General features: G+C 62.6%; 25 protein-coding genes. 13 read left to right on the top strand and 12 right to left on the bottom strand.

What is annotated here, in order from left to right; genetic code table 11:
- Positions 1 to 112: 112 nt before the first annotated feature.
- Entirely contained in the window at positions 113 to 1,414 is a 1,302-nt protein-coding gene (locus AArcS_RS00845) for an amidohydrolase (RefSeq protein WP_238478541.1), read from the bottom strand.
- 269 nt (positions 1,415 to 1,683) lie between these two features.
- On the opposite strand from AArcS_RS00845, the gene hisG reads away from it, so the two are divergent.
- On the top strand, positions 1,684 to 2,544 hold the full coding sequence (gene hisG / locus AArcS_RS00840; RefSeq protein ID WP_238478540.1) for an ATP phosphoribosyltransferase: 861 nt from the start codon (positions 1,684 to 1,686) through the stop codon (positions 2,542 to 2,544).
- Positions 2,545 to 2,547: 3 nt separating this feature from the next.
- On the opposite strand, the gene AArcS_RS00835 is transcribed toward hisG, so the two are convergent.
- From AArcS_RS00835 to AArcS_RS00825, 3 genes are all read right to left on the bottom strand, one after another.
- Positions 2,548 to 2,865, bottom strand: coding sequence for an SHOCT domain-containing protein (locus AArcS_RS00835; protein WP_238478539.1), 318 nt, complete (start codon positions 2,863 to 2,865; stop codon positions 2,548 to 2,550).
- 223 nt (positions 2,866 to 3,088) lie between these two features.
- Entirely contained in the window at positions 3,089 to 3,460 is a 372-nt protein-coding gene (locus AArcS_RS00830; protein ID WP_238478538.1) for a DUF7473 family protein, read from the bottom strand.
- A gap of 64 nt (positions 3,461 to 3,524) precedes the next feature.
- A complete protein-coding gene (locus AArcS_RS00825) occupies positions 3,525 to 4,085 on the bottom strand; it encodes a TATA-box-binding protein (protein WP_238478537.1) in 561 nt (186 codons plus the stop codon).
- A 138-nt stretch (positions 4,086 to 4,223) separates the two neighbouring features.
- On the opposite strand from AArcS_RS00825, the gene AArcS_RS00820 reads away from it, so the two are divergent.
- Positions 4,224 to 5,294, top strand: a complete 1,071-nt coding sequence (locus AArcS_RS00820; protein WP_238478536.1) for a methyltransferase domain-containing protein — start codon at positions 4,224 to 4,226, stop codon at positions 5,292 to 5,294.
- Positions 5,295 to 5,451: 157 nt separating this feature from the next.
- Positions 5,452 to 5,718, top strand: coding sequence for a hypothetical protein (locus AArcS_RS00815; protein ID WP_238478535.1), 267 nt, complete (start codon positions 5,452 to 5,454; stop codon positions 5,716 to 5,718).
- 3 nt (positions 5,719 to 5,721) lie between these two features.
- Here the strand turns inward: AArcS_RS00815 and AArcS_RS00810 are convergent, their stop codons facing one another.
- Positions 5,722 to 6,738 carry an AAA family ATPase gene (locus tag AArcS_RS00810; protein ID WP_238478534.1) on the bottom strand — a complete coding sequence of 339 codons (1,017 nt, stop codon included), beginning with the start codon at positions 6,736 to 6,738 and terminating at the stop codon, positions 5,722 to 5,724.
- A gap of 85 nt (positions 6,739 to 6,823) precedes the next feature.
- On the opposite strand from AArcS_RS00810, the gene rnz reads away from it, so the two are divergent.
- The 3 genes from rnz to AArcS_RS00795 all read left to right on the top strand — a co-directional run bounded on the left by rnz (position 6,824) and on the right by AArcS_RS00795 (position 8,885).
- Positions 6,824 to 7,750, top strand: a complete 927-nt coding sequence (gene rnz, locus AArcS_RS00805) for a ribonuclease Z (protein WP_238478533.1) — start codon at positions 6,824 to 6,826, stop codon at positions 7,748 to 7,750.
- A gap of 213 nt (positions 7,751 to 7,963) precedes the next feature.
- Positions 7,964 to 8,473 carry a hypothetical protein gene (locus AArcS_RS00800; protein WP_238478532.1) on the top strand — a complete coding sequence of 170 codons (510 nt, stop codon included), beginning with the start codon at positions 7,964 to 7,966 and terminating at the stop codon, positions 8,471 to 8,473.
- A complete protein-coding gene (locus AArcS_RS00795; RefSeq protein WP_238478531.1) occupies positions 8,460 to 8,885 on the top strand; it encodes a hypothetical protein in 426 nt (141 codons plus the stop codon). Before AArcS_RS00800 ends, AArcS_RS00795 begins: the two co-directional genes overlap by 14 nt.
- Before the next feature lie 335 nt (positions 8,886 to 9,220).
- On the opposite strand, the gene AArcS_RS00790 is transcribed toward AArcS_RS00795, so the two are convergent.
- Positions 9,221 to 9,820: a TetR/AcrR family transcriptional regulator gene (locus AArcS_RS00790; RefSeq protein WP_238478530.1), complete on the bottom strand. Its 600-nt coding sequence runs from the start codon at positions 9,818 to 9,820 to the stop codon at positions 9,221 to 9,223.
- Positions 9,821 to 9,990: 170 nt separating this feature from the next.
- Here AArcS_RS00790 and AArcS_RS00785 point away from each other — a divergent pair, with 170 nt between their 5' ends.
- A complete protein-coding gene (locus AArcS_RS00785; RefSeq protein ID WP_238478529.1) occupies positions 9,991 to 11,985 on the top strand; it encodes a DUF460 domain-containing protein in 1,995 nt (664 codons plus the stop codon).
- Positions 11,986 to 12,352: 367 nt separating this feature from the next.
- Here AArcS_RS00785 and AArcS_RS00780 read toward each other — a convergent pair whose 3' ends face one another.
- Positions 12,353 to 12,541 carry a DUF7470 family protein gene (locus AArcS_RS00780; RefSeq protein WP_238478528.1) on the bottom strand — a complete coding sequence of 63 codons (189 nt, stop codon included), beginning with the start codon at positions 12,539 to 12,541 and terminating at the stop codon, positions 12,353 to 12,355.
- Between the two features lie 95 nt (positions 12,542 to 12,636).
- On the opposite strand from AArcS_RS00780, the gene eif1A reads away from it, so the two are divergent.
- From eif1A to AArcS_RS00765, 3 genes are read left to right on the top strand one after another with little or no spacing between them, the layout of a single operon-like run.
- Positions 12,637 to 12,921, top strand: coding sequence for a translation initiation factor eIF-1A (eif1A, locus tag AArcS_RS00775; RefSeq protein ID WP_238478527.1), 285 nt, complete (start codon positions 12,637 to 12,639; stop codon positions 12,919 to 12,921).
- Positions 12,922 to 12,973: 52 nt separating this feature from the next.
- Positions 12,974 to 13,852: a serine/threonine-protein kinase Rio1 gene (gene rio1 / locus AArcS_RS00770; protein WP_238478526.1), complete on the top strand. Its 879-nt coding sequence runs from the start codon at positions 12,974 to 12,976 to the stop codon at positions 13,850 to 13,852.
- A complete protein-coding gene (locus tag AArcS_RS00765; protein ID WP_238478525.1) occupies positions 13,849 to 14,388 on the top strand; it encodes a GNAT family N-acetyltransferase in 540 nt (179 codons plus the stop codon). Before rio1 ends, AArcS_RS00765 begins: the two co-directional genes overlap by 4 nt.
- On the opposite strand, the gene trpB is transcribed toward AArcS_RS00765, so the two are convergent.
- Positions 14,385 to 15,545, bottom strand: a complete 1,161-nt coding sequence (gene trpB, locus AArcS_RS00760) for a tryptophan synthase subunit beta (protein WP_238478524.1) — start codon at positions 15,543 to 15,545, stop codon at positions 14,385 to 14,387. The two genes, AArcS_RS00765 and trpB, sit on opposite strands and share 4 nt — an antisense overlap.
- A gap of 69 nt (positions 15,546 to 15,614) precedes the next feature.
- Positions 15,615 to 15,812: a ubiquitin-like small modifier protein SAMP2 gene (gene samp2, locus AArcS_RS00755; protein ID WP_238478523.1), complete on the bottom strand. Its 198-nt coding sequence runs from the start codon at positions 15,810 to 15,812 to the stop codon at positions 15,615 to 15,617.
- 207 nt (positions 15,813 to 16,019) lie between these two features.
- Between samp2 and AArcS_RS00750 the strand changes: the two genes are divergently transcribed.
- Both AArcS_RS00750 and AArcS_RS00745 read left to right on the top strand, forming a co-directional pair.
- The gene (locus tag AArcS_RS00750) at positions 16,020 to 16,541 is read left to right on the top strand and encodes a hypothetical protein (protein ID WP_238478522.1); all 522 of its coding nucleotides are present in this window, start codon (positions 16,020 to 16,022) and stop codon (positions 16,539 to 16,541) included.
- Positions 16,542 to 16,596: 55 nt separating this feature from the next.
- Complete coding sequence (locus AArcS_RS00745; protein WP_238478521.1) at positions 16,597 to 17,589, top strand: replication factor C small subunit; 993 nt, start codon at positions 16,597 to 16,599, stop codon at positions 17,587 to 17,589.
- A 23-nt stretch (positions 17,590 to 17,612) separates the two neighbouring features.
- Here the strand turns inward: AArcS_RS00745 and AArcS_RS00740 are convergent, their stop codons facing one another.
- From AArcS_RS00740 to AArcS_RS00730, 3 genes are all read right to left on the bottom strand, one after another.
- On the bottom strand, positions 17,613 to 17,981 hold the full coding sequence (locus AArcS_RS00740) for a hypothetical protein (RefSeq protein ID WP_238478520.1): 369 nt from the start codon (positions 17,979 to 17,981) through the stop codon (positions 17,613 to 17,615).
- A gap of 151 nt (positions 17,982 to 18,132) precedes the next feature.
- On the bottom strand, positions 18,133 to 18,747 hold the full coding sequence (locus tag AArcS_RS00735) for a helix-turn-helix transcriptional regulator (protein ID WP_238478519.1): 615 nt from the start codon (positions 18,745 to 18,747) through the stop codon (positions 18,133 to 18,135).
- Positions 18,748 to 18,814: 67 nt separating this feature from the next.
- Complete coding sequence (locus AArcS_RS00730) at positions 18,815 to 19,327, bottom strand: TspO/MBR family protein (RefSeq protein ID WP_238478518.1); 513 nt, start codon at positions 19,325 to 19,327, stop codon at positions 18,815 to 18,817.
- An 80-nt stretch (positions 19,328 to 19,407) separates the two neighbouring features.
- Between AArcS_RS00730 and AArcS_RS00725 the strand changes: the two genes are divergently transcribed.
- A complete protein-coding gene (locus tag AArcS_RS00725; RefSeq protein WP_375139624.1) occupies positions 19,408 to 21,594 on the top strand; it encodes an ATP-dependent DNA helicase in 2,187 nt (728 codons plus the stop codon).
- Positions 21,595 to 21,641 lie beyond the last annotated feature (47 nt).

The raw sequence follows: 21,641 nt of genomic DNA, 5'->3' as shown, positions 1-21,641 counted from the left end.
TAAAGTAGCCACCCTGTTCAGTCGATTTACGACCCCTTCCGGATACCAGACAAGAGCTTCAGAAATAGTTACAGCGTTTAAAACAGATTGTAAGCGTTTAGTTCAGATATAGTCAATCGTCCGCCTCCGCTCGCGCAACCAGCGACGCCGCGTGATCGGTGGCGTTCGCGATCACGGCCTCTTCGTCGAGCGTGAGGACCTCGCGGTCGCGCATCAGGATTTCGCCATCGACGACTGTGTGGCGAACGTCCGACCCCGACACGGCGTAGGCGAGATGGCTGACGAGGTCGTGCGGTGGCGTCAACCGTGGGGCGTCCAGGTCGATCACCGCGAGGTCGGCGTTCGCACCCTCCTCGATGCGCCCACTGTCGAAGCCGAGCGCCTCCGCGCTGCCGGTCGTCGCGAGCGAAAACGCGGTTTCGGCGTCGACCGCGCTGGCGTCGTCGGCCGCGAGCTTTCCGATCATTGCGGCGTCGCGGATCTCGTCGAACATGTCGAGATCGTTGTTCGAGGCCGCGCCGTCGGTGCCCAGACCGACCGTGACGCCCGCGTCGAGCATCTCCTGTACGGGAGCCATCCCGCTGGCGAGTTTCATGTTCGAGGCCGGACAGTGAATTGCCGCCGCGCCGGAGTCGGCGAGCAGATCGATCTCCGTCTCATCGATATGGACACAGTGTGCGAGATAGTCGCCCGAGCCCAGCAAGCCGTGTTCGTCAGCGAGTTCGAGCGGGCGCATTCCCTCCTCGTCGACGATCGGGTCGACCTCACCGGTCGTCTCGTTGGCGTGGTAATGCAGCGGGACGTCGAGGCCGCGTGCGCCCTCCGCGAAGTCGCTGAAGTACTCGGTGGCGACGGTCGTCAGGCTGTGCGGCATCACGGCCGAACTGACGAGCTCGTCCTCGCTGTCGTCGTACTGGCCGGCGATCTCGACGCTCGTCTGGACGTCTTCTTCGGCCGCCTCGTCGTCTTTCGCGACGGTGACCGCGGCGTGGCCGACGCGGGCGCGCAGGCCGCTTTCCTCTACTGCCTCGACGATGTTGGGGACCATGAAGTACATGTCGCCGAAGGCGGTCGTCCCGGACTTGATCATCTCCAGTACGCCGAGTTTCGTCCCCGCGTAGACATCGTCGGGCGTCAATTCAGCCTCGGTCGGCCAGATGTCCTCCTGCAGCCAGCGATCGAGTGGCTTGTCGTCGGCGTAGCCCCGCAGGAGCGTCATCGCGACGTGACAGTGGCCGTTCACGAGGCCGGGGATCACCAGCGACCCGTCGGCGTCGAGATACTCGTCCTCGCCATCGACGTCCGGGCCGATCTCCAGAATCTCGCCTGCCTCCTGGTCGACCAGCACGTCAGCCTCGATCACGCTCATGTCGGGGCGGAGCACCTTCCCGCCCGCGATCCGGAGTGTCGTCATAGCGCGGAGTTCGGAAGGCAGATAGTTAACGGGACCGGTGCAAAGTAACGATCAGAACAGACCGGAGGCCGAATGTTCGAAGTCTTCGTCTAGCTCGTTTTTCACGGTACTAACAGCCACGTCAATCTCCGTGTCCCTCCACGCTCCGAACCCAGACAGCGGTTCCGTCATCTGTCTCGACTGTGAACTGCTACGGCCTTCAACATATCGGCGATACTCTCGCTCCAAGGCCGAAACACAGTTCACGCAGGACGGTCAACTCCCGGTCAATGCGAATCGCTGTCCCCAACAAGGGTCGTCTTCACGAGCCAGCACTCGACCTGCTAGAGCGGGCAGGCCTGCACGTCGTCGACGGCGCGGACCGAAAGCTGTACGCCGACACGATCGATCCGGACGTCACCCTGCTCTTCGCCCGTGCCGCGGATATTCCCAAGTACGTGAGCGACGGCGCGGCCGACGTGGGAATCACCGGCCACGACCAGATCGCCGAATCCGATCCGGACAACGTCGCCGAACTGCTGGATCTCGGCTTCGGCCAGTGTCGTCTCGTGCTCGCCTCGCCGGAGGACGGCGATATCGAGCGTGTCGAACAGCTCGATGGGAAGAAAGTCGCCACCGAGTTCCCGACGATCGCCCGGAACTACTTCGACGAGCAGGGCGTCGAGCCCCACATCGTCGAGGTGACCGGCGCGACCGAACTCACGCCCCATGTCGAGATGGCAGACGCGATCATCGATATCACGAGCACGGGCACGACGCTCAAGGTCAACAGGCTAGGAATCATCGACGAGGTCCTGTCGAGTTCCGTCCGGCTGTTCGCCCGCGAGGACGTGGCCGACGACGACAAGGTCGGGCAGATCGAGACCGCGCTGGAATCGGTGCTGAGTGCGGACGGCAAACGGTACCTGATGATGAACGTCCCGGAGGACCGCCTCGATGCGGTTCGGAGCGTGATCCCCGGGATGGGCGGCCCAACGGTTATGGATATCGCAAGCGGGAACGGGAAGGATGGAAAGGTTGCAGTCCACGCGGTCGTCGACGAGCGCGACGTGTTCGAGACGATCAACGAGGTGAAATCGGAGGGGGCGAGCGACATCCTCGTGACCGAAATCGAGCGACTCGTCGAGTAGCCCCTATCGGTTCCGGCGGAGACGTTCGCGTCGGCGCTCGAACTCCTCGTCGGAGAGATCGCCACGAGCGTACGCCCTACGGAGTTCGTCGAGCGCCGCGTCGGTCTCCTGCTCGGAATCGTCGTCGACCAGCGCCACGTACAGACCGTACCCGAACAGGACCAGCAACAGGAGCGGGACGAGACCGAACAGCCCTCCACCGATGAGACCACCGCCCATGTGAGTACCGGCTCCGAACAGGCCAGTGGTCATCCATACCAGCGGGAGGAAAACGATCAGGGCGACGGCCAGCAGGACGCCGCGCAGGATGGCGTCGCTCATCCGACCACCCCGACGGTGTGGGACGTGTCCCCTGCTGTCTCGGTGGGCGAGGTAGCCCACGAACGTGTCCGTCGAACAATCTCGGTTCTGTATGTCATTGCTCTCACTGTCCCATTGTTGTGCTATCCGGTTAGCAGTACGGACGAAAACTCATCTTGGAGACGCCACTATAGCGTTTATAATCGTTTCTGAAGCCGCGAAATAGTAGAGACCGTTCGTCCGGCTATGCGACGAACATGGAGCCGAGCACGCTCCCGAGCAGGACGCTGATCGCGAAGTGGACGACGGTAATCATGGCGGCGAACCGACACTCCGTGTCATAGAGCCGTTCGATCGCCAGAAAGTCGGCGACGATCGCGGCGAGCACGACGAGGACGAGCCCTGCACCAGCCCCGAGTAGTTGGACGCCGACCACGATGATCACGGCCGGGACCGCTCCAACCATCAGGCCGTGCTCGATCCGGACGTCGCCGAGAACGTACCGGGCCGCGATGTGTGCCGTGAGACCGTAAAAGACGGTGGCGATGAGTACGGTGCCAAGCACGGCCGGGATCGTCTCGGGGACGGCAGACAGCGCAGGAACTGGGGAGCTCATGTATCAGGGTTCCGCCGATGAGACTTGTAAATGCTGATATACGATAGAACCGGAGTTTCGAGAGTTACTCCAGCAGTCCGAGATCTTCGAGTCGGGAGACGATCTTGTCGACCGCATGCTCGGCGTCAACGGGCTGTTTGCCGCCGGTGATGACGAGTTTCCCACTCCCAAAGAGCAGTGCAACGACTTCCGGATCATCGAGTCGGTAGACGAGGCCGGGGAACTGCTCGGGCTCGTACTCGATGTTCTCCAGGCCCAGCCCGATCGCGATGGCGTTCAGGTTGAGGTTGTGGCCCAGATCCGCCGAGGTGACGATGTTCTGGACGACGATCTCGGGGTCCTCGTTGACGTTGATCTCGAGGTCACGAAGCTTGTCGAAGACGATACGCAGACTCTCGTGGACGTCGTCGGTCGATTTCGCGCCGGTACAGACGATCTTGCCCGATCGGAAGATCAGGGCAGCCGACTTGGGTTCCTGGGTTCGGTAGACGAGACCGGGGAACTGCTCGGGATCGTAATCCGCGCCTTCGAGGTCCATTGCGACGCTCTGGAGGTCGAGCTCCTGTCCGATGCCCGTCGACGCCACGACGTTTTCGATATTGATAGTTTCCTTGGGGTCGCTCATAGCTCGTTTTAAAGGTTGTATTTAAGGCTTATAAAGGTTCATGCCACGGATCGATGAGTTGGGTAGTTTGCAGGTCAAATATTCGAAACGACGAGCGAAACCGGCCGATTCTTGAGCGCCCACGGCCCACAGTGGAGTGTGTACCTGCTGGAACTCGGCGGCGAGGACGACCGGTTCGCGGCCTACGAGGCGGCGAGCGCCGCAAGCGGAGCCGAGCTGATCGCCCCGGGCGTCATTACGGCGCGCGCAGTCGACCGTGCGAGGGTCTCGACACTCGCCTACACCCGCCACGCGAGCGAACTTATCGGGACGAGCGACGCGGATGTCGACAGTGCAACAGCCCTGCTTTCGGCCGCACCGCTGGACCGTGAGGGGTCGGTCGCGGTGCGCGCAGTCGATGTCCGATCGAGCACAGGAATCGACACCCAGCGCGTCGAACGCGCGCTCGGGGACGTGCTCGTCGACCGGGGCTTCTCGGTCGATCTCGACGACCCCGATCACGTGCTGCGCGCCGTCTTTACCGACGAAACGGCGTGGGAGCGTGAGGGCGATATCGACCCACGTGAGGCCGTCACGTCCGGGACGGCCGGTCCCGTTCCGATCGAAGACGACCCCGGGAGCGTCTGCGCGCTGGGCTGGCTCGCGGTCGAGAGCGTCCGCGAGTACGGTTCGCGCGCGCCGACCGATCGCCCGTTCTTCCAGCCCGGGAGTATGGACCCGCTGCTGGCGCGCGCGCTGGTGAACATCGCCGGCGCGCGGCCGGGCACGACGCTCGTCGATCCGATGTGTGGTACCGGCGGCGTCCTCATCGAGGGCGGGCTCGTCGGCGCGTCGGTGCTGGGCGTCGACGCGCAGGCGAAGATGGCCCGCGGCACGGCGGAGAACCTCGCCGCACTGGTCCCCGACGAGCGCGTTCTGGGGACGATGCGTGGGGACGCCACTGCCCTGCCCCTCGCCGACGACGCCGCCGACGCGGTCGTCTTCGACGCGCCCTACGGCCGCCAGTCGAAGATCGCCAACCTCGATCTGGCGGATCTCGTCGCGGGCGCGCTCGCGGAGGCACGCCGGATCGCCGATCGGGCGGTCGTCGTCGCCGATCGCTCGTGGGAGCAGGAAGCGAGGGGCGCCGGCTGGACCGTCGAGGCGCGCTTCGAGCGCCGGGTCCATCGGTCGCTGACGCGGCACGTGCTGGTGCTGGACACCGCGTAGTGGCACGCTATAGAAACTATAGTTATACGCTACAGTATTTGTAGTATAATACTATAGAAGCTGTAGTTATGTCTGTTCATCGTTTAAACCGCCGATGCGTCCGACATATCCCGATACGAACGTTGAAGTGTGGTACCGACATCGCTTCGGATATCCGATGGTAGATCTCCTCGCACTCGCTGGCGCTGTAAGCGTCGTTGCCGTCGTGGTCGCGGCGCTGTACGAACTCCGACGGAACAGTTCACGGAGACAACGCGTGGGTGCCCTTGTCCTGGCGGTCGGCTACGCAACAGGTATCGTCGCCGCTCTGGGGAGCCCAGCAGCGTGGCTTCCCGCGCCGGTTGGGGAATCACTCAGTCTGGTGGCGCTCGCGCTGTTGCTCCTCGGGGTGTCACTGTACCGGATCGATCGCGAGGCGGCGTGAATGTCAGGCTTCGGCCCACGTCAGCTCCGGCAGTTGCGAGAGCAGATGCGAGAGGTGGAGCCGGTCGTTCGTCCCCTCGGTGAGATCCATGTCGATCTCGCCCGCGATCCGGTAGAGCTTCGTCTGTTTGTCGCCGTCGTACCGTGACTGGGCGATCCGCAGGATGTCTTCGAGCACCTCCTCGCCCGACAGTCCCTCATCGACGAGCAGGTCGTCGAGCGTCGAGCGTGCGTCGGTGAACTCGCCCGCTTCGGCGGCGTCTAGCATCTCCTTTACCTGATCGTCGGTGCCCAGGTCGCCGAGCACCTCGTACGCTGCGGTGCGAGTGATCTCCCCTTCTTTCCCGTAGGTGGTCTGTGCGCCCAGGATCGCCTTCCGGAGGTCGCCGCCAGCGTAGCCCGCGATGAACTTGAGGCCGTTCTCGTCGAACTCGGCGTCCTCGGCGGTCGCGATCCGCTCCAGTATTTCAGCGATCTCGTCGTGGGTCGGCGCGCGGACGGGGACGGGGAAACACCGCGAGCGGATCGGCGGGATGAGCTTGGTCGGCTGGCGCGTCGTGATGACGAACTGCGTGGTTTTGTGGTGTTTCTCCATCACGCGCCGGAGCGCCTGCTGGAAGTCCTCGCGGATCGCCTCGGCGTTGTCCAGCACGATCGTCTTGTACGTCCCGGAGACCGGCGCATAGCTCGCCGACTCCTTGAGGACGTGATTGATCATGTCGCGTTTCGCCATCGAACTTCGCCCCTCCAGAAACGACGCAAACCGGTCGTCGTTTTTGATCTCGGTTTTCGTCCGGTCGAAGAAGTCGGCGACGTTGATCTCGATGAGATCGTTGTCGGGGTTCTCGTGCGCTTCAGCGGCGAGCGCGCGAACCGCGGCGGTCTTGCCGCTGCCCGGCGGGCCGTGCAAGACCAGATTCAGCGGCTCGTCGACGCCGCGCTGGAGATACTCGCGGACGTCGTCCTGCGGTAGCTCGTCCAGCTCCGGGGCGTGCACGTCGGTCCACAGCGGCGAATCCATCACGCACCCGTAGCGCTTGCGGGGGTAAGAATCGGTCGGTCGGGATCCGAAGCCGGTTTACCCGACCGGCGACCAGGTGGATGTAATGACGCTTCGCGTGACGTTTCTGGGGACCAGCGGGGCCGTGCCGACGACCAGACGCAACCCCAGCGCGATCTCGGTCGCCCGCGAGGGCGATCACCTGCTTTTCGACTGCGCCGAGGGCACCCAGCGCCAGATGATGCGCTTTGGCACCGGCTTCGACGTCTCGCATCTCTTCGTCACCCACACCCACGGCGACCACATCTACGGGCTCCCCGGCCTGCTGGACACGATGGAGTTCAACGACCGCGAGGCCCCGATGACGATTCACGTCCCGCCGGGCAAGAAAGGCCAGCTCAAAGCCTTCATCGAAGCCGCGGGCGGTCGTCCTGATTTCCCACTCCGGCTCAACGAAGTGGGGTACGACGACGTGGCGCTACGAACTGAGGAGTACGAGGTTCGCACCTTCCCGGTCGACCACCGCACGACAGCGGTCGGCTACGCCCTGATCGAGGACGACCGGAAGGGCCGGTTCGACCGCGAGCGCGCCGAGGAACTCGGCGTCCCAGTCGGGCCGAAGTTCTCACAGCTCCACGACGGCAAGCCGGTCGAACTCGACGACGGGACGGTCGTCGAGCCCGAACAGGTCGTCGGCGAGCCCCGACCGGGCCGGAAATTCGTCTACACCGGCGATACCCGGCCGACCGACGAGACCGTCGAGACCGCCCAGGATGCCGACCTGCTCGTCCACGACGCCACGTTCGCCGCGGACGGTCGGGAGCGTGCCGAAAAAACCGGCCACTCGACGGCGAGCGAGGCTGCCTCCGTCGCCCGCCGCGCGAACGCCAGACGGCTCGCGCTGGTCCACATCTCCTCGCGGTACACCGGCGACGTGAGCGACCACCTGCAGGAGGCCCGCGAGGCATTCGAGGGCGAGGTGCTCGTTCCGGAGGACGGCGAGACGGTCGAGATTCCGTACCCACACAGCTAGAATATGTCCCTCTTTTGAGTTAGATGTGAGCAGTATAACCTACTTTTCCAGATAGCGGACACAGAGGCTATTCCAGATATTTAGAAAATTCCGCGCCCGAATTTCCAATAAATAGATGAAACAAAGAATTTTCTAGTTAAAAATTCTTGATGGGATTTATTTTTAGTAAATTATAATAATTATTAAGGGTATGTGCATGGTAATGGTAGATGGATGACGGAGAGAAATAGTAGATTTAGCCGTCGTAAGGTGCTCAAAAGTGCTGGAATTGCCTCGGGCAGCAGTTTAGTTGTAGGATCTGCCTCTGCTGGGCCAGATCAGCGAAATAAACAAACTGGGAAAGGTGATCATGCTGGAAAGAAGATATCAGAGAGTGTTAAACCTGAAAGCGTACCACCCAAGCCTAAAAAGCCAAAAAATATCAAACAATTCAATCCCCACAACCCTCATCACGTCGTATACGTAGCTGAGAAATACAGTAGCTCTTCAAAAAGAGAAAAGAAAGCTATTGAAAATAAATTAAGCAAAAAACAAAAGCAAGCTATCGTAGATGCTCAAAAACCGGTTTTTACTGTTGTTAAATCATACAGTAATGAATCTGAGGAACAGTTGTCAAGATCTGATACAGTAGATGAAATAAAAGAGGCAGACGTTCATTCATCTGAAAGGAAAGTAATCAATGAATCAGTGATTGACAAGTGGGGGTGGTATGATGAGTTGTGAAGGTGATCTTACGGAAACTTCCGGAAATGAATCACATAATGTTGAAATTGATGGATATGGGTTGACGGGGCATGTTTTTACTTGGAGATGTGAGGTAGACTGGGAATATTCGTATTGTACTGAAGACTGCACAAGTTGCACAGGTTTGGTAGAAGATGCAACAGTTGACAGTGTAAATCACAACTCATATTCTGTCGAGTCCGTCTCACGCTTCAGTTATCAAAGAAATGTTTCGAAAAATACCAGTTCCAGTCAGAACAATGATATTGAATCTGTAGAAGTATTCAGGCAAGATCTATATGAAGGAGATTCATGGTTTGGAGTGCCAACAGGTAATGCAAATCCTTATGCAAAAATAGAGGTTAACGGTACTGGGGATAGCACAACAATCGAATCAGACAGTGATTTGTAGTTCCAGATTGTGTAAATGACAGATAGATACTAATATGCGAAATTACGTGTGAAATCCAAAGTCATAATCGGATATTTGGCGATTTTATTCGGCCTCGTCCACATTTTTGTGGGGTTTTTAGCTATATCAGTAGATTTGGGAATATATTATATACTAATAGGGTTGTCGTCAGCTTCACTAGGGTTCTTCTTAGTACTAAAATGATATAATTCTTTTGATCACAATGGATATATCGTAATAGTCAAAGTGCCGTTTCCCGATAGCTAGGAAATAGAGTTGCACTTCGTGGTGGCAGGGGCAGTCTTTCGCCTGCCAGCCGTTCTGTTCACAGTCAGCTACGCGCTGTCGTTTACGAGCAGGTACTCGTCAACGAGGTTGATGAGGCCATCGTGGACAGCCGTGACCGCCTCCGGATCCGCGAACACCGCGGTCAGATCCTGCGATGCCTCGATGCCGCTCGCATAGGCGGCGGCGAACGACTCGACGTCCACGTCACGGAACTGGCCACGCTCGATGCCATCCGCCACGGCATCGGCGACGAACGCTTCTAGCCCCTCGCGCTCGCCGCGAACGATATCGCGCGCCCAATCGTTGCGAACCGCCAGCGAACGCAGTTCAAGCAGGACCCGGTTTACCTCGACCACCTCCTCGAACTCGCCGCCACCCATGATCATGTAGTCGGTCCACTCCACCAGACGCTCACGCGGGTCGTCACTGTCGACGCGATCCTCGACTGCCTCCTCGACGTTCTTGCCACCCCACTCGAACAGTGCCCGCACGAGGTCCTCTTTCGTCTCGAAGTAGTAGTGTACCAGTGACTGGCTTACGTCCGCCCTCTCGGCGACTTTCTCCGTCGTGAACCCGTTGTATCCCTCCGCTCCGAGTACGATGCCCGCCGCTTCGAGGATCTCCTCCTCGGTGGTTTTGTCACCCATAGTTTGATTGAGTACTCAAACAGTAATAAATCTGATGGTGGGTTGCGGGGGATACTGAGACTCTATACGTTCCAGGACCGGCGACCGCAGAGAACATCCGGCCGGTCCGCTCACAGTCGATCCGGCCGACGAGGACAACATTCACCTTCCGCCACCGCCTACCACGGGACGTGAGCCATCGAACGAGTGCGCTCGATGCCGTGGTTTTCGGCATCGACATCCAGAGCGGTGACGTGCGCGGATCCGCACCCTCCTACGCGCTGTGTATCTACGACGGCGAGTCGATAGAGCGCGACGTCGTCAGCTACCGCAAGCTCCGGCGGCTGATCGACGACCGCGAGCCGGCGATGCTCGCGACCGACAACATGTACGAACTCGCCGAGAACAAGGACGCCCTCGTCGGGTTTCTCGGCGATCTGCCCGACGGAACCCGGCTGGTGCAGGTCACCGGCGACGAGCAGCCCGAACCGCTCTCGCGGGTCGCCAAGCGCCACGGCGTCCCCTACGGCAAAGAGCCGATGCAAGAAGCCGAGGCCGCGGCGCGACTCGCCGCCGGGAACGTCGGCTACGAGGTGTCGGCGTTCACCGACACGACCGAAGTGAAGGTCTCGCGGGGGCGCTCGACCGGCAGCGGCGGCTGGAGCGAGGATCGGTTCACCCGCCGCATCCACGGCTCGGTCAAGCGCCGGGCCCGCGAGGTAGAGAGCGCGCTCGACGAGGCGAACCTCGAGTACGAAAAGGACATCACCGAGAAGTACGGCGGCTACAGCAACGCTATCTTCGCCGTCAGCGCCCGCCCCGAGGAGATCCCGGTCTCGCGGAACCGCTCGGGTGACACCCGCGTCGAGATCGAGCGCGAGCGCCGGGACGGCATCGAGTTCGAGCCGCTCGTCAAGCGCCGGGACCACGTCGTCGTGGGGATCGACCCCGGCACGACGACCGCAGTCGCCGTGGTCTCGCTCGACGGCGACCTGCTTGACGTGTTGAGCACCCGGACCGCCGACACCGCCGCCGTGATCGAGTGGCTCATCGAGCGCGGGCGGCCGATCGTCGTCGCCGCGGACGTCACGCCGATGCCCGAGACCGTCGAGAAGATCCGCAGGAGCTTCGACGCCGCCGCATGGACGCCAGAGTCCGATCTCCCGATCGACACGAAACAGCACCGCACCCGCGAGCACGGCTACGACAACGACCACGAACGCGACGCGATGGCCGCCGCCCTCTTCGCCTTCGACGACCACGAGGACCAGTTCCGGCGGATCGCCCGCAAGGTGCCCGGCGAGTTCGACCGCGGGGAGGTCACCGCCGACGTCGTGCGCAACGACGTGTCGGTCGAAGCGGCGATCGACAGCCGCCGCGAGGACGACGAGGACGAGGAGGAGTCCACCGAGCACACGCCGCGCGAACTCACCGCCGACGAAAAGCGCATCCGCGATCTGGAACGGCAGGTCGAACGGCTCGAAGACCACGTGGAGAGTCTTGAAGGCACTATCGACGAGAAGGACGACCGGATCGAGGAACTGGAAGCGGAGCTGACCGACGCCCGCCGCGAGGAACGCGAGAAGGCCCGGGAACGCCGCGAGGTTACCCGGCTCCAGCGCGCGAACGAGCGGCTCGAACGCGAACTCGCCGCGGCCGAGGAGCGAAACGAGACCCTCGAAGGCAAGTTGGAGCGGCTCAAGGAGCTCTGGAAGCTCGACCACTCGAACTTCGCCGACGTCTCGGCCAAGAAGAAGGACCTGATCCCGATCAAACCCGTCGAGAAGTTCACCACGAACGCCCTCGAAGACGCCCACGAGCAGTACGGGCTCGCCGAGGACGACGTGATCTACCTCCGGGATGCCAGCGGCGCGGGCCGCAGCACCGCCGAGCGCCTGGTCGAGGTCCAGCCGCGCGCCGTCCTGAAAAACGGCGGCAACCTCTCGGAGGTCGCTGACGAGATCCTCTTCGAGCACGACATTCCGGTGGGGCCGGTCGCGGACGTCCGAATGCAGGAGGTCGACGAGCTCGCGGTCGCCCGCGAATCGGATGTCGAGGACGTGATCGACGACTGGGAGGATCGCGCCGAAGAGCGGCGCAAGGAGCAGACGACCGAGATGGTCGACCAGCTCATCAGCGAGCACCGCGCGGACGACGAACGGGATAGCCGGGCGACGGAACTGTAGAACGGTTCCCTGCGGTGGCGCGCGCTGGCGAGGCGTCTATGCCGAGCCAGCAATGCGCGAGGGCGAGAACCGCAGCGAAGCGAGGATCGCAGTCGGCTGGGGAGGAGGAGGCTGTCTGGGTGGATCGAAAGGGGCCGTGCCGGTCGGCGGCTCCGCGGCCTGCTAGCACCGCAGCGACGCGAGGAGCGCACGGGCGCAGAGCCGCCGAGCGGTACGGGGGCTTTCAAGGAGAGATTGATGACGAGGTCGTGATAATCAAGACAAACGGGCGGTGCGGGGGCTTTCAGGCTATCGACAGAGCTGAGAACGGATCGTCCCTGCCAAAATCCTGGATCTCGCGGTGAGCAAAAGCGTACGAGACCAGTCTTTAGAACATCCCGCCCATCCCCATCGAGCCGAGCACGCTCTGGATCAGCGAGCGCACCATCAGCCCGAGCCCCGCGAGGACGAGCGCCAGCCCGCCAGCGATAACGAGACTCTCAGAGGCGATCAGGACGATTCCGCCGAGCAGTGCCAGCAGACCGACGATTCCGGCTGCGCCGAGTTTCTGTATCATACCTCTCGCTGGTCGGGGCGCGTACAATAATCCGGTGGTTTCGACGCGGAACCGACTCCATCGGGTTTAAAACCACACCTGTCCAATATCCGCGTATGAGCGACGACAACGGACGAAACGACCTCCGGATGCCCGACGACGACGAGGTCTTTGCCGAAGTCACGGATATGCTCGGCGCGAATCGCGTAAAGGTACGCTGTGCGGACGGCGAGGAACGGACCGCCCGGATCCCCGGCAAGATGCAAAAACGCATCTGGATCCGCGAGGACGACATCGTGCTCGTCGAGCCGTGGGACTGGCAGGACGAGAAGGCCGACATTACGTGGCGCTACGAGAAACAGGAAGCCGACCAGCTCCGGGACGAAGGCCACATCCACTGATCGAGCCTGCAGAACGCATCCTTTTACCGCTGGATTCCGTACCCGGGAGTAGATGACAGGCGAGTACGGCCTGCTCGAACCCGACGAGTCCGACGCGCCCGGCGACGAGTTCGAGCAGATCGACGTCAGCGACACGGAAGCCGACCGGATCGCCCGCAAGCGGGATCGGGAGTTCAGCCAGTTCCGCAAGCGGATCAAGGACTCCGACCGGTTCAAGGTCGACGACGGGGCCTTCGACGACGCCACCTTCGCGGCGCTGTACAAGCTAGTCCAGGACGGCTACGTCGACGCGATCGGCGGGCCGCTCTCGACCGGCAAGGAGGCAAACGTCTACAATGCACTTGCCGGTGAGCGATCGCTCGACCTGCTCCGGGAGGGCGAAGAGGAGGTCGCGATGAAGGTGTATCGCACCCGCGCGACCAACTTCCAGGACATGCGCGAGTATCTGGTCGGCGATCCGCGCTTCGAGGAGCTCGGCGATAAAAAGAAGATCGTGATGGCCTGGACGCGCAAGGAGCTCTCGAACCTCGAACGCGCCCGCAAGGCGGGCGTTCGCGTTCCTCAACCGCTCGCGGTCGAGCGAAACGTCCTGATCATGGAGTATATCGGGACCGAGGACGGCCGGGCCAAACGACTCACCGAGGTCTCCATCGAGAACCCCGAGACGGCCTTCGAGGTCGTCCGGGAGTACATCCGACGGCTGTACGCGGCCGGGTTGGTCCACGGCGACCTCAGCGAGTACAACGTGCTCTTTTACGACGGCGAGCTGGTCGTCATCGACGTCGGGCAGGCGGTGACGGTCCACCACCCGAACGCCGAGGAGTTCCTCGAACGCGACTGCGAGAACGTCGCATCCTTCTTCCGCCGACAGGGGATGGACGTGAGCGGCGACGAACTGCTGGCGTGGGTCCAGGAGCACGCCGAGCCATGAGCGGTCTCCGGTGCCGACCGTTCGATCAACGGGACGCGAAAGCGGTCCAGCGTGTCGACGAGCTAGCACTGGCCGAGACCGAAACGGACCCCGACGACATCCCCGGCAGTGGCGACCTCGCGGACGTCGCGGCGTCGTATCTGGACCGAGGTGGCGAGTTCCTCGTCGGCGTCCTCCCGGAGCCACTTGAGGTCGAGGACTCGGCGGCCATCACGACCCACGACGGCTCCGTCGTCGCGATCGGCGGCTACCTGCCAGGCGAGGCGGGGTACGAGGACGAACGGACGGTTCCCGGCGCTGCGGAACTCCACCGAATGCGCGTCCATCCCGCTGTGCAGGGACAGGGCTACGGTCGCGATCTCCTCGCAGCGCTCGAATCGCGGATCACGGCGGCGGACTTCGATCCGATCCTGGCGACGACGGCACGCCGCCAGCGCAAGGCAATCGCGTTCTATCCGAGTGCGGGATACGAGCAGGTCGACGAGTCGACGCTGGGCGAGTACGAACTCGTCCACTTCGAAAAACGGCTCGATTAGCTCAGATCGAACTTCTCGGCGGCGGTCTGCATGTCCTTGTCACCGCGGCCACAGAGGTTGACCAGAATCGTGTCGTGGCGGTCCTCCTCGGCGAGTTTGATCGCGAGCGCGATGGCGTGGCTCGGCTCCAGCGCGGGAATGATCCCCTCTGACTCGCTGAGTTCCCGGAACGCGGCGAGTGCCTCCTCGTCGGAGACGGCGTGGTACTCGGCTCGTCCGAGCGCCTGTAGAGCGGCGTGCTCGGGACCGACCGCGGGGTAGTCCAGCCCGGCGGAGACCGAATGGTTTTCCGTATCCTCGTCGATCACTTTCGTCTTCATGCCCTGGAAGATCTCCGGGTCGTCCTTTCTCGTCTTCGAGAGTGGCGCGGAGTGGTGTGTGTCGTCAAGTCCGCCCGGCTCTGCGCCGTAAAAGGCCACGTCGTCGTCTTTGAACGCGTGCCAGAGACCGATGGCGTTCGAGCCGCCGCCGACGCAGGCGACGCAGGCGTCAGGCAGGTCGCCGTGCAGTTGCTGGATCTGCTCGCGGGCCTCCTCGCCGATGACGGACTGGAACTCCCGGACCATCCGTGGGAAGGGGTCGGGGCCGACCGCGCTGCCGACGAGATAGTGGGTGTTCTCGTAATTCTCGACCAGGTCTTCGAGCGCCGCGTCGACCGCCTCGGCGAGTCCCTCGTTGCCGCGGGTGACCTCCTCGACCTCCGCGCCCATCAGGCGCATCCGGAAGGCGTTCATCTCCTGGCGCTGGATGTCCTTACGGCCCATGTAGACCGTGGTGTCGATATCCAGCAGTGCACCAACCATCGCCGTCGCGGTGCCGTGCTGGCCCGCGCCGGTCTCGGCGATCAACCGCTCTTTGCCCGCACGCTTTGCGAGCAGCGCCTGTCCGAGCGTGTTGTTGAGCTTGTGGGCGCCGCCGTGGAGCAGGTCCTCGTGTTTGAAGTAGATCTCCGCGTCGTAGCGCTCGCTCAGGGTCTCGGCGTAGAAGACCGGCGTGGGACGCCCTGCGAAGTGTTTCAGATAGTAGGCGAGCTCGGACTGGAACTCCTCATCGTCGACGAACCGATCGAAGGCGTCTGCCAGCCCCTGCAGGGGCGCTTCGAGCGGTTCCGGAACGTGTCGGCCACCGAACTCACCGAACTTGCCATCGGATGACATACCCCTCACTTGGCGTGGATTGCCCTAAATCGTGCGGTAGCGACGACACGAAAGACGGCGCTGAAACGGCTACCCCCCTTTGATCAGCCGCAACACGGTGACGTGCTCGGCCTCGACTGGCTGGTCCTCCGGAACTGGGCGGCCGTCGACCAGCACGGACGCCTCGTGCGGGCTGACGTCGACCCGCTCCAGTAGCTCCGCGTAGGTCGCGTCCTCGACGTCGAGTTCGACCGTCTGCTCGCCCTTTACCTCGACGGTGACCTGCATAGCTCATCGTTGCGCCGTCGATGGCTTGAGGGTGTCGCCACGGTGCCCTTGCTGGCACCCGGTAGGATCGTTCAAATCCGTGAGCAACCGTCGAACGCCGGGATGCCGGGCTCTTGACGTGTCGTTATGAACGTAATAAAACGAAGCGAAGCGAATCAACGACAGGGACGGTATTTGTCCGCTCGGCACCCGGATTCGACTGCAACGATGACAGGTAACTACACCGACCACAACGCACTGGACGACCGGACGATCCACCGGATTGGGAAGCTACTGCTCGCTACGGTGGCACTCGTACTGCTGCTGGGGCTCGTCTCCCTGCTACCAGGTATCGACCGGCTCGTCCCAGGCTCGCCGGTCACCTTCATGGCGCTCGTGAGCGCGGTCGTCACGATCGTACTCGTCGGGCTGCTGATCTCGCTTGCGCCAGCAGTCAAGCGGCTCGTCACCTCGGCGCTCGACGGCCCGCGACTCGTCGTCGACGACGTGGCAACGATCGCACAGTTGCTGGTCGTGTTCGTGGCAATCGTGATCGCCCACCGCGGTCTCGCGCCCGCGATCGTTCCTCTGCTCGACGGACTGGCGTGGCTCTACGATCTGGCCTTCTTCCTGCTTGCACTCCCGCCGCTGGCGGTTATCGCGTGGCAGGTGTACGACTCGCTCGATCCGATGGCCGAGCTACTGGCTGATCGAGTGACAGCGGGCGAAAACGGCGACGAGGAACAGTAGGTCGGCGCTGCCCGCTCTCGGACGTTTTATAGCATCGAAGAACCAGACACGGAGTATGAGCGATGCCGAAGCCGAGTCCGTGGGGGGCCGCGAGGACGTCTGGACGGAGAAGTACCGGCCACACACGCTCGACGACGTGGTCGGCCACGACAACATCACCGACCGGCTGCAAAGCTACATCGAGCGTGACGACCTGCCGCACCTGCTGTTTGCCGGGCCGGCTGGGGTTGGCAAGACCGCCAGCGCCGTCGCCATCGTCAAGGAGCTGTACGGCGACAACTGGGAGGAAAACTTCCTCGAGTTGAACGCCTCCGACGAGCGCGGGATCGACGTCGTCCGCGAGAAGATCAAGAACTTCGCCAGCACCGACTGGAGCGGCCGAGCGGGGTCGAAACCGAGCATCATCTTTCTGGACGAGGCCGACGCGCTGACCAGCGACGCCCAGTCCGCGCTCCGCCGGACGATGGAGCAGTTCTCGAACAACACCCGCTTTATCCTCTCGTGTAACTACTCCAGCAAGATCATCGACCCGATCCAGTCCCGATGTGCCGTCTTTCGCTACGCGCCGCTTGGCGACGACGCCGTCGAGACACAGATCCGGAAGATCGCCGATGAGGAGGGCATCACGCTCACGCAGGACGGCGTCGACGCACTGATATACGCCGCCGATGGCGACATGCGCAAGGCGATCAACGCCCTCCAGGCCGCCGCAGTGATGGGTGAGACCGTTGACGAAGAGACAGTTTTCAAGATCACCGCCACCGCCCGGCCCGAGGAGGTTCAGGAGATGGTCCAGACGGCCATCGACGGCGACTTCGTCGCCGCCCGCAGTCAGCTCCGCGATCTACTGATCGACAAGGGGATCGCCGGCGGCGACATCATCGACCAACTGCACCGCTCTGTCTGGGACCTGGAGATCGAAGAGGAAGCCGCCGTCCGGCTGATGGACCGCGTCGGCGAAGCCGACTACCGGATCACGCAGGGCGCAAACGAGCAGGTACAGCTAGAGGCAATGCTGGCCTCGCTCGCGCTGGAACCCGGGGAGTAGTCCGCAGAAAAGACGTCAGTCACTTAGCAGTGGCCGCCGTTCCCGGCATGGCGCTCGCTGGACTCGTGCTCGGCGTGATGTTCACCGGGTTCGTGCTCGGCGTGATGTTCACCGGGTTCGTGCTCGGCGTGATGTTCACCGGGTTCGTGCTCGGCGTGATGTTCACCGTGTTCGTGATCATCGCTGTGCATGCCCGGGACGTGCTCACCTGCCATACCCTGCATCATCTCGCCGAACTGCCCGGGCGCGTGATCGGCCATCGGTCCGACGGGCCCGTTCGTCTGTGGATTCTGTTCCTGGTCAGTCGTGTCAGCACTGACGAAGCCGACAGCTCCGAACAGTGCAACGATGACCGCGAGTGCGACGGCGATTGTGGTCAGTGTCTGTCTCATGGTAGTGCGTCCAGTTGTACAAATGAGGCATGGATGGTTATGTCCATGGCTGTGAACTTACCCACGAGAACGTTTTAGAACGTTTTTACGCGGTTTTGAGACGTTCTTTTCGAGGAGATCGTTCGTCCGGCCAGATTTCGGGAGTGTCGCGCTATGGCTCGTCGAGATCGTCCGACGGGTACACGCGATACGTCCGCCCCTGCGGTTCGCGGTAGAGCAGTCCGCGTTGCTCCAGGTCACTCACCGTCTGGCTCACCTTGCTCTTCGAGAAGTCGGCACGATCGCGAAGTTCAATCTGGGTCAGTCCCGGTGAGTCGATCACTGGCTGGAGAATGCGGCGTTCGTCTTCGGGCAGGACGTCGAGGAGGGGGCGTGATGGACGGTCTGACTCGTCGGCATCACTCGACTCGACAGTATCACCGGTTCCACCGTCGCCTGCCGTGTCCGCAGCCGAATCGACGCCAGCATCAGCCGCCACTGGGTCGTCGGCCATCACCGCACTCGTGGTCCCAGTAGCATCGTCCGCGACGAACTGATCGCGGACCGCGAGGTAGCCACCGCCCACGAGGGCAACGGCGACGACGGTGCCGAGCAGGTACCATAGCGGGTGCGTGCCGTGCATCGCCGCCGCCCCGTCACCCATATGCCCGCCCATCTCTCCCAGCGCGAGCCACTGCTGGTAGGACTGCCAGGTGAGCGCGAGCCCGATGAGGAGCACGGCCCCAACAACTACCAGCGCCACGTAATCTGCCTGTCTTGCGTTCACGGTCTTGTGGTAATCTTGCACGCGAACGTATCAAAGCGTTCTGTTTTGCGAGTCAAAGCGGGGGATGTCAACCGCTTGGCTGCCAGATCTCGAAGTTCAACACCGCCGCAAAACTCACCCACGCCAGATACGGCACCAGCAGGGCGGCAGCGCGCCGATCCACCCGGTCAAAGGCGTAGATCGTCGCGACGATTGCTACCCAGAGCGCGAGGACGATCGCAAGTCCCCAGCCCGGCTCTTGCAGGCCAAAAAAGACCGGCGTCCACGTCACGTTGATCGCCATCTGGGCGGCGAAGACGCCGAATGCGAGCTTGACGTTACGTCGCCCGATCCCGCGACGCCAGAGGAGAAAGAGGGCGAGGCCCATCAGCGTAAACAGGAGCGTCCAGACGATCGGAAAGGCGATTTCCGGTGGGTAGAACCACGGTCGTTCGATCCAGGAGGTGTCTGAGCCCGCGAAGACGGCCGGCAGCGCGCCGACGACGTTGACGCCGACGATGAACCCGGCCAGTGCGAGTAGATCGCGCCCGTCGAGGTCGTCGAATCGTCCCCTAATGCCCGCGGAGGTCGAGTGGCTCATGGGTGAATAAAGGAGGCGGAGGCTGGTAGCCGTTTGGGTCGGGCGAACCCTTTTAGTAGAATACGCGCCACCTCACAGACGTGCCAGAGACCAACGGGTACATGCGCTTTTTTCCCTACGAGGAGGCCTACGAGAACCAGCGGGAGGCGATGGACCGCATCTACAATGGACTTTCCCGCGGACAGGATGTCCTCTTCGAGGGGGCCTGCGGGACGGGGAAGACGCTCTCGGCGCTCGTGCCCGCGCTGGAGTACGCCCGCGAGGCGGACAAGACGGTCGTCATCACGACCAGCGTCCACCAGCAGATGCGCCAGTTCGTCCACGAGGCCCGCCAGATCACGAAGCAGGAGCCGATCCGTGCGGTCGTCTTCCGGGGAAAATCCTCGATGTGTCATATCGAGGTCGACTACGAGGAGTGTCAGGTGCTCCGGGACAACACCTACGATCTGGTCGATGCCGAGCGCGACAGGAATCAACTAGAGCGCCGTCAACAGGAGCTCCTGGAGGCCAGCCAGGAGGGCGACGAGCGCGCCACGGAAGCCCGGAGCGCGGTGATGGACGAACTCGACTCGCTCGAAGAACAGGTCGAGAGCCTCGAAGAACAGAACACCTGCGAGTACTACTACGAGAACCTCACCGCCGATACGGACGAGTTTTTCGGCTGGCTCTACGAGGACGTCCGGACGCCCGACGAGATCTACGAGCACGCCGGCGAGCAGGGCTTCTGTGGCTACGAACTCCTCAAGGAGGGGATCGAGGGCGTCGATCTCGTGGTCTGTAACTACCACCACCTGCTCGACCCGGCCATCCGCGAACAGTTCTTCCGGTGGCTCGGTCGCGAGCCCGACGACGTCATCACCGTCTTCGACGAGGCCCACAACGTCGAGGGGTCGGCCCGCGAGCACGCGACGAAGACCCTGACCGAGAACACGCTCGACGCCGCGCTGGACGAACTGAAAGACAGCGACGACCTGCGCGCCGAGCAGGCCGACAACGTCATCCGGACCTTTCGGGACGCGCTCGTGGAGACGTACGAGGACGCCTTTGGCTTCGGCGGGCGCGAAGGGGTCGACGAGAACTGGAATGATATCGCCATCGCCAACGAGGAGGGGCGGGACGACCTCACTCGCGCTTTCCTGCAGAGCTACACCGGACGGGGGATCGACGAAGACGTCAAGTCGGCCCGAAAGCTCGGTCGGGAACTCGACGAGGAGTACGAAGAGGCATACAAGAGCGGCGAGTCGAGCACGCGCCAGGAGTGTCAGACGCTGGCCGCCGCACGGTTCCTGGAGTCGTGGATGGCCGACGGCACCGAACTCGGCAAGTACCCAGTCGTCTCCGTCCGCCGAAACGAGGGGACAGGTGAGGTCTACGGCCGCGCGGAGCTGTACACCTGCATCCCGAGAGAGGTGACCGGCGAGCTGTTCGAGGAAGTCCACGCTACTGTTCTGATGAGCGCAACCCTGCGCCCCTTCGACGTGTTCGAGGACGTGCTGGGACTGGAGAGTCCCGTCACGCTGGCCTACGGACTGCAGTTCCCGCCGGAGAACCGCCGCACCTACGCCGTCGGGACGCCGCCGCTGTTCGCCAGCGACCGCGAGGATCCCGAGGTACAGGAAGCCGTCGCCGACGCGCTGGCCGACGCCGCCGAGTTCACGCCCGGGAACACCCTCGCCTTTTTTCCGAGCTACGGCGAAGCCGAGCGGTATCACGGACACTTGCAGTCGAGTATTCAGCCGGAGAACCTCTACCTCGATCAGGCCGGAACGAGCGCCGAGGAGCTCCGCCAGTCCTTCGTCGACGACGACGGCGGCGTCCTGCTAACCTCGCTATGGGGGACCCTCTCGGAGGGAGTGAGCTTCGACGGTGACGACGCCAGCACCGTCGCCGTTGTCGGCGTCCCGTACCCGCATCTGGACGACCGTTCGGAGGCGGTCCAGGAAGCCTACGACGTCGCGTTCGGCGGTCGCACGGGCGTTGACGACGCCGGGTGGCGCTACGCCGTCGAAATTCCGACGATCCGGAAGACCAGACAGGCGCTCGGGCGCGTGCTCCGGTCGCCCGAAGACGTCGGAGTTCGAATCCTGCTCGATGCCCGCTACACCGCCGAGAAAGAGCGCGACCTCGGCAAGTACAGCGTCAGGGATGCGTTCCCCGCCGAGGAACGCGAGGAGATGCTCGACGTCGATCCCGAGAAACTCAAGTTCGCCATGCTCAATTTCTACACAGATCACGACGCCTACGATGGTGCGCCGCCGACGCCCTGACGGTCTGCAGTGCGCCATACTGCTCTGACGGCCAGAACGGTTTTGTC

The organism is Natranaeroarchaeum sulfidigenes (assembly GCF_017094485.1).
Lineage (GTDB): Archaea > Halobacteriota > Halobacteria > Halobacteriales > Natronoarchaeaceae > Natranaeroarchaeum > Natranaeroarchaeum sulfidigenes.
The sequence above is the reverse complement of the archived record's forward strand: the minus strand, read 5'-3'. Positions and strand labels throughout refer to the sequence as shown.